Raw genomic sequence first — 10,901 nt, forward strand, 5'->3', positions numbered from 1 at the left:
ATAGATAGTTCGCGTTGTTCGAGGATCTCAAGCATAGCAGGGTCGAACGCGCTTGCGCGACCGCGCCCTTCTTTCTTTGCAGCATAAAGCGCGACATCGCACGCCTTCATGAGCTGTTCGGGACTGGCACCATCGTGGGGAGCCACAGATATCCCGATGCTGGTACCCACGAAAACCGCGATGCCATCAATCGTAAAAGGCCTTTTGAAAGCCTTGACTAAGGCTTCCGCAAGCCGATGCCCTTTGGCGGGCTGTCCGTGCCCCATCGAAATGATCGTGAATTCGTCGCCTGCCAAACGATAGGCCCTGTCGTCGTCGTCGAGGCACCCTTTGATGCGAATTGCAGCGAACTGCAGCAGCTTGTCGCCAGCGAGGTGGCCGAGGGTATCGTTCACGGGTTTGAAATCATCAAGGTCGAGCTGCATCAAGGACAGAATGTCTTCAGTGCCCTCAATTTCCTGCAAAGAGGCCGTTAGATCATCGCCGAACTGGCGGCGGTTAGGCAGCCCAGTGAGCGCATCGTGGGTGGCTTGATGCAAAAGTGTTGCGCGCTCATCATCAGGACCATTATGCACGGACTCGATGACGGCGATAAGATCTGCAATCCGATAGATCGTTAGGTTGGAAAATTCGCTTCCGTCCACATTGTGCGTCACCCGAAGAGGCGGCGCATTCTCACTAATGGAACGAATAGCGAGCTCGATCTTCGGTCTATCCAGGTTGGGGAAATGGTCCCAAAAAGATTTATCAGTTTTGACCGAGACTGGTAGCTTTATGTCCAACAGATTTTCAACTGGTTTGAAGTCGCGATCAAAAAGGAAAAGCTTTACTGCAGAGACCGAAGCCGCCGCCTTTATTTTGTCAAAGGTCGGCAAACCCTCACGACTTTTCCTCATATTTAGCGCCTTCCGTAGTCAAACGATTGCCCCGTCTACTGCGGGTTCTTCCTCTGGCACGACCTAAGCGATTTAAGCTCTTCATTAGCAAATTCTGATTAACAATCCGAAAAAGAATCGGATTGCGTCATGATACACCATGCGACTATTGAGTGTAACCAGGTCAAGCGTCTCAAGTTCCGAACAGTTCGTGGGTTATGTGGCGGCCCAAGTCAGAATGCGCGACGCGGCTTTATTTTGAGCAACGACCAATCTTGGCACGGTGTAGTCGCTGCCACCATAGCGTTCGGCCCATTCCGCTCTGAGGAAAGAACGGTCTGTTAAGTCTCGTGTCTTTTTGACCATTTTCCCGTTCACAGCGAACCACGACCGATATGAATAAAGCAAACTGTCGTAAGGGTTCCCGCCGATTTTGATGGGTCATCGCCAAATGAAACTCCGGGTGAAATGGCATGGAACTCAACGCCGTTAGCTTCTAAAGGATTGAATCAGCGCAATGCCCCGCCTCGACCTCATTGACGCAGCCATTGTCGTTTCCTATTGACTAGATCTACTTCTTCTGAGCCCGATCAAGCAAGATGCGCATCTCGGCGAATCGTCGCTTGCGATCGGCATCGCCGTCGTCAGCGGCATAACAGGTGGTAGAGGCGCAAAAGCGCGTCAGATTGAATGGCGGCTCCGTCGATTGAAATTCGCACGCGAAGGTGTCGGACATGTCGCTCTTGGGAGTGCCCTGCCGAAGTCCGTAGGTCATCCTGACGCCAGGTGGTTTTAGCTCCGGAAAGGATTGCACGATGCCGACGTTGAGATTGTCGGTAAGGAGAAAATTCTTCGCGACTGTCGTGCAAGCATTTTCGATCTGCGAAGATTGTGCGGCTGCCGGCGAAGCCAACAGCATCAAAAGAATCCAAGATGTCTTCACATGCCCCTCCGATTGTTTGGCCCGGTCCAACATCAGATAGAGCGCGGGAGCGGCAAGCCAAGGGCGAACCGTTCTGTCTGTTCGGATCACACGGTTGGGTCGCTGCGTCGCGTTCAAAGTCGAGCAGCAGTCGGCGGAGCCGAAAGCCGGGAGGGCCATCAGATGTCCGGCTGGCTTTGGTCTTGGCGCAGCCGGATTCGGCGTCCTTTGGAACTAATGACGCGCGAAACTGTTCATATTTAACTTTGATACGACGCTGACGTCGTGCCAGGCCGGCTGGGTAAGCGGCGCTCTTGAGGAGTATCTCATCATGAAGATTTCGTCTGGATTTCGTTCTGTCACGGTTGCCGTTGTCGCCGCTGCGGGAATTAGCTTTGCCAGCGCCGCGCATGCCGACAGCGGTACGATCCGTTTCGCCGTTTACAAGGCGGCCTTCTTCGTCGGTGGCTCCGGAGGCGAGGGCACGCTGACCTTTCATGGTCACCGATATCCCCTCTCGATTGGCGGCATCTCGGGCGGCCTCGCCTTCGGGGCCTCCAAGACCTATTTCCAAGGTAGCGTGCGCCACATTCGCCGCGCCGGAGATGTGACGGGGGTATACGGTGCAGCGGGCGGTGGCGGCGCGGTCGGCAAAGGGGCTCAGATGATCGTTATGACCAATGACAAGGGCGCCCAACTCGAACTCACAGGCAGGCAGGTAGGCCTGCAAATCAACGCCGATATCAGCGGTATGAGCATCACGGTGAAGTAAGGTCCATCAGTCCGTTCGTCATTCCATGGATGGGCCGGATTTGCTAAATTTAGCGATAGCGCCCCTCCAGGAAAGGCACACCGGGAGTGCCGTGCGATTGAAGAAGCGAGCCCCTATGGTTCGGTGGGGTTAGGGGATTGGTAAAATTGGGGGCCGGTGCTCTTCAGCGATAGTGCGTGCACTATGAAGTCGCCCCACCCCCCAACCTCGGGGCAAGCCCGGCCCGAAATACGGTGTAAAAATTGATGACGACTAGGACCGTCTCCATACTCGCGCGACATCTATTTCGATAAGCTGGTTGAACAAGTGGGCCGGACGTAGACGGTCCATGTGGTGGTGGAGTACAATGAGCTCCGATCTTGCCACAGTCGATGAGGTGGCCGATTGAGCCTCTCCCGTCACGACGGCAGCGCGACGAGGAAATGGACCAAGAGCGATGTGGGAGCATCGTGGAAGGAGGCCGAAATGATCAGTTCGTCCGTGCGTGGCAGCAAAACGAGACCACGGCTGGACGATGCCCACATCATGTTCGCCGACCATGTCCGAGAGCTGACCGTCCACGCTGATGTAATCGCCTTGCTGCCAGATCCGCCAACCGTACGGCTTTGCCTGGATATCGCCGAAGACGCGGCGCGTGCGATTCAGGGCACCATGGCCGCCGCCCACGTCGGCGCGGATCCGCAAGGAATGTTCGCATCGGCGGAGGAAATGGATCTGCAGATGCTGAGAACCCGTGACGAAGGATCGCCGCTGCAGCGGTTGGAGCGGGTCGCGCGTGCCTTCGAGGACTGGAAGCGGGACAGGCCCGACAGAGCGGACCTCTTCCTGGACGATTGCCGCGGCGATCTTGATCGCTGTGTGACGGCCGAGTGCCACGATACGGCGCTCGTTGTTGCCCCATGCCACGGCAATATGGACGCCCGCGACGCATTTCACGACGTTCTATTCAACGAACGCAAGTTGGTGCTCGTACCGCCTCCCGCCGCTTACGACGGTAATCTTCTGGGTCATGTGGTGATCGGCTGGAAACCACATGACCACGCACAACGGGCCGTGGTCGCGGCCAGACGCTGGCTGGCGGCTGCCGATCGCGTCACCGTTGTGTGCGTCGATGACAAATCTGACAGAAGGTATCAGTTCACGGCCAGGGAACTGCTCAACCAGCTTGGCCTTAAAGGCGACGTCGTCGCGATCAATTCGAAGAACCGGTTGGTTGGGGAGGCCATCCTCGAGTTCGCCAGATCCGCGAAGGCCACCTGCCTGCTGATCGGCGCGTTCAAGCACGGATATTTCCTTGAACTGCTACTCGGCCGCGTCACCCGTTATCTGCTGACCCATGCTACGCTTCCCCTAATGATGAAGCACTAACTGCGTTGGCCGAACCATCATTGGCGGTTAGGATTCCGTTGCGCATCTCATCTATCCTTCTTCATCACAAGCGCCGGTTGGCCAATCTGCGCGATCGGATTGAAAGTCGGTTAGAACCAGCGTCAATCGCGTTTGCGAACGCATTTTCAGAGCGTTGGTGGCAATGTTTAATCTCCCAAGATAGCTTGGTCTTCCATTCGCAACCACACGGGGAACTGAAATCGTGAAGCCTCAGATTGTTGGCGCATTGTTGCTTGCCTGATACTTGACCTCCGGTCGGGAGCCTGTGGCGTATGTTCAAGTTCTCCAGAACTAAAGGTTAAAGGCCATAGGGCAGCCATGTACGGTTTTCTAAGTCCCCAATCAGCGTGGCAAAGTTGACGGCAATGTCGGCGGGCTGACACTGCTGGCATCCACATTCGTTCACGCTTCCATAGTTTAAAGCGAAGGCTACATCTCGCAATTGCGCTTCAGGTGGCGCCAAGCCTTCCTTCCGGCAGGTGTGAGCCAGACCTCAGCGAGCCTGTGCGAGCGGCCGGCCTCATAGCTCACCGCGATGTAGCCACGCTCTTGCAATTGCTTCTGGATGTCTGGGCTAAAGTTCATCAGATAGCGCCAATGGACCCGCACATGCGCGCCCTGCTTCACCAGAAATTCAATCGCGCCCTGTTCGCGTTCATTGAGTGGAAGCGAGATCGCAGGAGGCGGCGCGTCGGCCGGCGCTATGATGGGCGCAAGCTTGCCACCATCAACCACCGATCGCGCCGCTCCAAACGCCTCGTCGCCGGCTTGGTAGGTTTGGTGACCTTCGATTTCATCGTCGAAGTCGCTCTCGACATACCGGGTTGTCCGCAATTCTCTGCCTACCTGTCATGCGCTATAGATGTTTGGGCCAGGCGCAGTATCTGTGAGGGGGCACACACTGCACCTGGCAGTCCAACTGTGCAAAGTGCGCGGTTTTGTGCGAAGCTGGACGATATGTAATCCCTAGATCGCCTCAAGGTTCCGTTACGTCAGTCGATCCCCTGCGCTTCCGGCTGTGCGATGCGGCGGGGCAATCAGCCTCGATGAGAAAGCCGCGCCATCATCCACATGTCGGAGATCGACGTCAGCGAAATCAAGTTACACGCCCAAGGCGATGATAGAGGTTCGAATACTTGACCGCTTCCGGGCGATCCTTCACCTCGCTGAGATAGTGCTCGATTGCCGCGCGCATGAGGCCAAAATCCTCTTGTGAAAAGACGGCACGCGAGCGCTGCGGCTCGTTCGAAACTCTCTCACTATTCTCCGACATTTCTTCCTCCTGTTTGAAAGCGAGCGGGCAATCGTGCCCAGACCTTGTGTTGCACTTATGCAGCGAACTGGTTCATCGTGTTGTGTTCGCCGCTGGCCTTGAGTGCGGCTTCGCCGGCGAAATATTCCTTGTGATCATCGCCGATGTCCGAACCGGCCATGTTTTGATGCTTCACGCAGGCGATGCCCTGGCGTATCTCCTTGCGCTGGACGTTCGCGACGTAGCCGAGCATGCCTTGTTCGCCAAAGTATTCCTTCGCAAGATTGTCCGTCGAAAGTGCTGCCGTGTGGTAGGTCGGCAGCGTGATGAGGTGGTGGAAGATGCCGGCCCGAAGCGCTGCGTCGCGCTGGAACGTGCGGATCTTCTCGTCGGCCTCTATCGCCAACTGCGTGGCGTCATACTCTTCGCTCATCAGCCTTGCGCGATCGAAGCCGGAGACATCCTTGCCGCTCATCTTCCAGGCGTCGAAGACCTGCTGGCGGAAATTCAGTGTCCAATTGAATGAAGGCGAGTTGTTGTAGACGAGCTTGGCGTTCGGGATGACCTTGCGAACCCTGTCGACCATCCCGGCAATCTGGTCGATGTGCGGCTTTTCGGTTTCGATCCATAAAAGATCGGCGCCATTTTGGAGTGCGTTGATGCAATCCAGGACACAGCGGTCGGCGCCCGTACCCTCACGGAACTGATAGAGGTTCGATCGAAGCCGCTTCGGCCGCAGGACCTTCGAGCCTCTCGTGATCAGCACCTCGCCGTTGCGCCGCTCTCCTTCGCCGACCTCTTCGCAATCCAGGAACGAATTGTACTGGTCGGCGATATCGCCTTCGTTGGCGCTGAACGCAATCTGTTTGGTCAGACCCGCGCCAAGCGAGTCGGTGCGTGCGACGATGATGCCGTCATCGACACCCAGTTCGAGGAAGGCGTATCGGCAGGCGCGGATCTTAGCGACAAAATCCTCGTGCGGAACGGTGACCTTGCCGTCCTGGTGCCCACACTGCTTCTCGTCGGATACCTGGTTTTCGATCTGAAGGGCGCAGGCACCAGCCTCGATCATCTTCTTTGCGAGCAGGTAGGTGGCTTCGGCGTTTCCAAAGCCGGCGTCGATGTCGGCGATGACAGGAATGACATGGGTTTGGTATGTGTCGACCGATTGTTGCAGCTGACGTGCGCGGGCAACGTCACCCGCTTCTCGCGCGCGGTCGATTTCCCTGAAGATCATCCCGAGTTCACGGGCATCAGCCTGGCGTAGGAAAGTGTAGAGCTCTTCTATAAGTGCTGGAACACTTGTCTTTTCGTGCATGGATTGGTCAGGAAGTGGCCCGAATTCGGATCGCAGCGCTGCAACCATCCAGCCGGACAGATAGAGGTATCGGCGCTCGGTTGAACCGAAATGCTTTTTGAGGGCAATGACTTTCTGCTGGCCTATGAAGCCGTGCCAGCAACCCAGCGACTGCGTGTATTGGCTCGGATCCAGGTCGTAGGCGGCCATGTCCTTGCGCATGATCGCCGCTGTGTGGCGAGCGATATCGAGACCCGTGCGGAACCGGTTTTGCAGGCGCATGCGGGCGACCGCTTCGGCGGCAATACCCGTCCACTTTTCGTTGGCCCCGACAAGTCTGTCGGCATCTTCAACCAGGGCTTGGTACGACATGGTTCCTCCAAAAATCTCGTGCGGCGATGCAAAGGGGATAATCGAGGAGGTACGAGGCGTGAAGGCCTGTTAATGTCATGTTGTCAAGCTTTACAAAAATTTGATGTAATGTTGTAATGTCTTTATGGAAAAGCAGGGTGTCTATCTTGGGCCGCGCTTGCGACGGCTGCGGCGTGATCTCGGTCTTACGCAAGCCAATATGGCGGCGGACCTCGAGATCTCGCCATCGTATATTGCCCTGATGGAGCGCAACCAGCGCCCGGTGACCGCCGAAACGCTGTTGAAATTGGCCAGAGCCTACAAGGTTGATTTTTCCGACTTTGCCGACGAGACCGGTCCTGATCTGATCGCTCGGCTTCAGACCGTCATGCGCGATCCGATCTTCGCCGATATCGACATCCTGCCGCTGGAGATCGCTGACGTCGTGCACAGCTTCCCCGGCGTTGCCGAGGCGATGCTGCGTCTACACACGGCTTACAGAGAAGAGCAGTTTGCTCTTGCCGACCGCAGGCAGGAGGGTTCTGGGAACAGTGTCGAGATATTATCTGATCCGGTTGCCGCCGTGCGCAGCTTTCTGTCTGCACGCCGCAACTGTTTTCCGGTGCTTGACGCTGCCGCCGAAAGGCTGGCGGCCAAGGTTGCCGAGGCGGGAGGTCTCGTTTCATACTTCAAGCAGCGTCATCAGTTGCGGGTGAGACGACTGCCGGCCGATGTGATGACCGGCTCACGTCGACGGCTGGATTGGCACAGAAAGGACCTGTTGCTCGACGACAGCCTGGATACGGCAAGCCAGAATTTTCAACTGGCCCAGCAGCTCGCCTATCTCGAATTCGACCAGGACATCCGAAATGCAACTCAGGAAGGGAATTTTGAAAGCGAGAGTGCGCGTCGCCTGGGCCACCGGGCACTCGGCGCCTACTGCGCCGCGGCGATCATCATGCCCTATGCTGCCTTCGCAAAGGCAGTAGAGGCCCGTCGCTATGACATCGAAGCACTGTCCCGGCAGTTTGGAACGAGTTTCGAGCAAACGGCGCATCGCCTGACCACGCTGCAAAAGCCTGGACAGGAGCGAGTGCCGTTCTTCTTTATCCGTGTGGACCCCGCCGGAAACGTCTCCAAGAGGCTGAACACGGGCACATTCCCCTTTGCCCGGCACGGTGGCGGCTGTCCGCTCTGGAAGGTCCACCAGGTTTTCAGAACGCCGCGCAAGGTCGTCACACAGTGGCTGGAACTGCCCGACGGCCAGCGCTTTTTCTCAATTGCCCGGACCGTCAATTCCGGCGGCGGCGGATTTGGTGTCCCGAGCGTCGAACGCGCCGTGGCACTGGTATGCGAAGCGCAGCACGCTGAACGGCTGATCTATTGCAACGATCCGGATCGAGCCGGTGGCCCTACGCCGATCGGCATCACATGTCGGCTCTGTCATCGGACGGAGTGCACGTCGCGATCGGAACTACCCATTGGTCGTCAAATCCTGCCGGACGAATATCGTCGCACCGAAGCGCCGTTCGGGTTCTCCGATTCATGAAGGGCGTGCCGCCTCCGACCACGCAGCCGGCGCGCCAAACATTCATGAAACGGCGTTGGGGCAGATCACCGCGAGTTGCGGTGATCTGCCCACACTGTCCGGTGTGTCAGAACTCTTCCCAATCCGCCGACGCGGCTGCAGCGGCCTGGCCCTTGCCGCCGGAGAAAGCCGACGATACTCTTTTGATCATGGCAGCAGCCGGAGAGGGTCGCGGTTGCGATGTGGGGCCGGCGGGCCTGATCGGATTTGCCTCGGCTCCGTCGAAACTGAATTGTGCAAGCTGAGCCGAGAGGGCAGCAGCTTCATTTGCCAGTTTCTGCCCGGCAGCCGATGTCTCCTCGACCATGGCGGCGTTCTGCTGGGTTGATTGATCCATCGTCCCGACGGCTTTGTTGATTTCCCTGAGCGCCGTCGATTGTTCATTTGCCGATTCGACGATCGAATTGACGTGGCGGTTGATCTCCTGCACCTCCGAAACGATTTCGGTCAGTGCCTTGCCGGTTTCATCGACCAAGGCAACACCGGAGCGGACCTGCTCTGCGGACGTATGGATCAGTTGCTTGATTTCCTTGGCAGCCTTTGCCGAGCGTTGCGCTAATTCCCGCACTTCCTGAGCAACGACAGCAAAGCCCTTGCCGGCTTCGCCCGCACGTGCGGCCTCGACCCCTGCATTGAGGGCCAGCAGGTTCGTCTGGAAAGCGATCTCGTCGATGACGCTGATAATATTGTTGATCTCGTTGGACGAGTTTTCGATCTGTCCCATCGCGCCGACCGCCCGCTTGACGACTTCGCCGGAACGTTCGGCATTTTCGCGGGTCTTGGCAACGACTGTGCGGGCCTCCTCCGCCCGTTGGGTCGATCCGGTGACCGTTGCCATGATCTCATCAAGTGCGGCGGCCGTCTCTTCGAGCGAAGCTGCCTGCTGCTCCGTCCGGCGGGCAAGGTCGTTGGATGCTGTGCTGATCTCTCTGGCGCCGGCATCGATTGAAAACGCGTTGCCGCCGATAGCCTTCAGTGTCGATTGCAGCTTGTTTGCGGAATTGTTGAAGTTGACGCGTAGCGTGTCCAGTGTCGATCCAAAAGAATGTGCAAGACGGAAGGCGAGATTGCCGTCGGCCATTTCTTCGAGCGCCTTGCCCAGCTGATCGACCGCATCGTTGGTCTGTGCGGCCACCGCTTCACGCTCTCTGGCGGTCTTTTCCAGCTGCTCGCGTTCGACTGCTGCGCGCTTTGCGTCACTTTCAGCCTGGCGCTCGGCTTGTCCGCTGAGGGCGCTGCGCACAGCACCGACGGCGCGCGCAAGGCTACCGATTTCGTCACGGCGCACGTCGAGAGCCAGATCGCTTTCCGCGCTTTCTCCCTCTGCCATGCGCTGCAGGGCGATCTGGAGTTTTGCAATCGGCCTGGTGATCGAGCGGCTGGCCAGAAAGGCCGCGACAATTGCCAAGATGATGGCGCCGGCCAAGGAACTGAACGCAAGTGTCTGATACCCGCTGGCGGACGAGCGGACGTTGCCGCCGATCTTCTGGTTCAGAGCTTCCTCGTAGTCGATAAACTTGTTGATCGCACCCAGCCAGGCGACAAACAGGGGACGCGCCTGCTCAAGCAGGATTTTCTTTGCCTGCGCCGCATCTCCATGCGTCTGGAGATCGATGATCTGGGCGACCAGCGGATTGGTTTTGGATTGAATATCGGCGATCTCAGCGACGATTGCTTTTTCCTCGGCGGAAGCCCCGACGGGCGAGGAAATCATGTCAGCCATCTTCTTCTCGTTGATGGCATAGTTATCGGCAAGTTTCGCGATCCGGTCCACTGCCGCCTGTCGTTCCTCGGCGGTTTCGACAAGAGTGACATCGCGGATCGCAATGGCACGATCGTGGACGCTGCCGCGGAAATTGATCGCGAAGCGCTGCTTGACGCTGTTCACGTCGTTGATCTGCCCGAGGTCGAGATTGATGTCATTGACCCGTGTCACAGACAGCTGCGTCAGCACCAGCATGAGCACAACCAGAAAGCCGAAACCGATGCCGAGGCGTGTTCCTATTCCGAAGCGAATTGAGGATTGCATGAGGGATATCTCCGAAGACGACATTTTGCGATGTGCCAGCACTGGCGTTCCCGAAGACCGTCCTCATGTCGGATGTGGAACTAACCGCTCTCACTCGGATCGCTAATATTGGGACGCGTATGGTTTAGAAAATGTAAATGGCATCGATAGACTGCAAATCACGTCGCGCGCACCGTATATCCGAGCGCTTTTAGTGTTCGGTGGCCAAAGTGCTATTGACCCGATCTATTCTGATCTCGATCGAGCGTTTCTTCAGCAATCTCAAACAAGTTCGAGGCATCGCCGCGCGCTGCGACAATGACCCGCAAGCCTTCTTGCCGCCGTCGAACTCGCCGCCGCCGGATTTCGGATCAGGTCATTATCAGCCTACGACCTAATACTTTCGGACAGGGCTTGGGTGAAGGAGAGAGGATCGAGGGCGAAATG

Annotated in this window: 9 protein-coding genes; 3 read left to right on the forward strand and 6 right to left on the reverse strand. The window is 57.4% G+C overall.

Annotated elements, in window-relative coordinates; translation table 11 throughout:
• Positions 1–896 (reverse strand): diguanylate cyclase domain-containing protein (locus AB4Z52_RS29545; protein ID WP_442221445.1); only part of this gene is annotated, 896 nt, incomplete at its 3' end.
• 550 nt (positions 897–1,446) lie between these two features.
• A complete protein-coding gene (locus tag AB4Z52_RS29550; protein WP_442221446.1) occupies positions 1,447–1,818 on the reverse strand; it encodes a hypothetical protein in 372 nt (123 codons plus the stop codon).
• Positions 1,819–2,128: 310 nt separating this feature from the next.
• On the opposite strand from AB4Z52_RS29550, the gene AB4Z52_RS29555 reads away from it, so the two are divergent.
• Both AB4Z52_RS29555 and AB4Z52_RS29560 read left to right on the forward strand, forming a co-directional pair.
• The gene (locus AB4Z52_RS29555) at positions 2,129–2,569 is read left to right on the forward strand and encodes a hypothetical protein (RefSeq protein ID WP_442221447.1); all 441 of its coding nucleotides are present in this window, start codon (positions 2,129–2,131) and stop codon (positions 2,567–2,569) included.
• A gap of 525 nt (positions 2,570–3,094) precedes the next feature.
• Positions 3,095–3,937, forward strand: coding sequence for a universal stress protein (locus tag AB4Z52_RS29560; protein WP_442221481.1), 843 nt, complete (start codon positions 3,095–3,097; stop codon positions 3,935–3,937).
• 450 nt (positions 3,938–4,387) lie between these two features.
• Here AB4Z52_RS29560 and AB4Z52_RS29565 read toward each other — a convergent pair whose 3' ends face one another.
• The 3 genes from AB4Z52_RS29565 to AB4Z52_RS29575 form a co-directional block, all read right to left on the reverse strand.
• Positions 4,388–4,792 (reverse strand): hypothetical protein, encoded by a 405-nt coding sequence (locus AB4Z52_RS29565; protein ID WP_442221448.1) that lies wholly within the window; start codon positions 4,790–4,792, stop codon positions 4,388–4,390.
• A gap of 262 nt (positions 4,793–5,054) precedes the next feature.
• Positions 5,055–5,231, reverse strand: coding sequence for a hypothetical protein (locus AB4Z52_RS29570; RefSeq protein ID WP_442221449.1), 177 nt, complete (start codon positions 5,229–5,231; stop codon positions 5,055–5,057).
• A gap of 55 nt (positions 5,232–5,286) precedes the next feature.
• Positions 5,287–6,879, reverse strand: coding sequence for an isocitrate lyase (locus AB4Z52_RS29575; protein ID WP_442221450.1), 1,593 nt, complete (start codon positions 6,877–6,879; stop codon positions 5,287–5,289).
• A 124-nt stretch (positions 6,880–7,003) separates the two neighbouring features.
• Here AB4Z52_RS29575 and AB4Z52_RS29580 point away from each other — a divergent pair, with 124 nt between their 5' ends.
• Positions 7,004–8,407 (forward strand): helix-turn-helix domain-containing protein, encoded by a 1,404-nt coding sequence (locus tag AB4Z52_RS29580; RefSeq protein WP_442221451.1) that lies wholly within the window; start codon positions 7,004–7,006, stop codon positions 8,405–8,407.
• 106 nt (positions 8,408–8,513) lie between these two features.
• Here AB4Z52_RS29580 and AB4Z52_RS29585 read toward each other — a convergent pair whose 3' ends face one another.
• Positions 8,514–10,475 (reverse strand): methyl-accepting chemotaxis protein, encoded by a 1,962-nt coding sequence (locus AB4Z52_RS29585; protein WP_442221452.1) that lies wholly within the window; start codon positions 10,473–10,475, stop codon positions 8,514–8,516.
• Between the last annotated feature and the right edge of the window lie 426 nt (positions 10,476–10,901).

It is taken from the genome of Rhizobium sp. 2YAF20, from assembly GCF_052114685.1.
GTDB lineage: Bacteria > Pseudomonadota > Alphaproteobacteria > Rhizobiales > Rhizobiaceae > Rhizobium.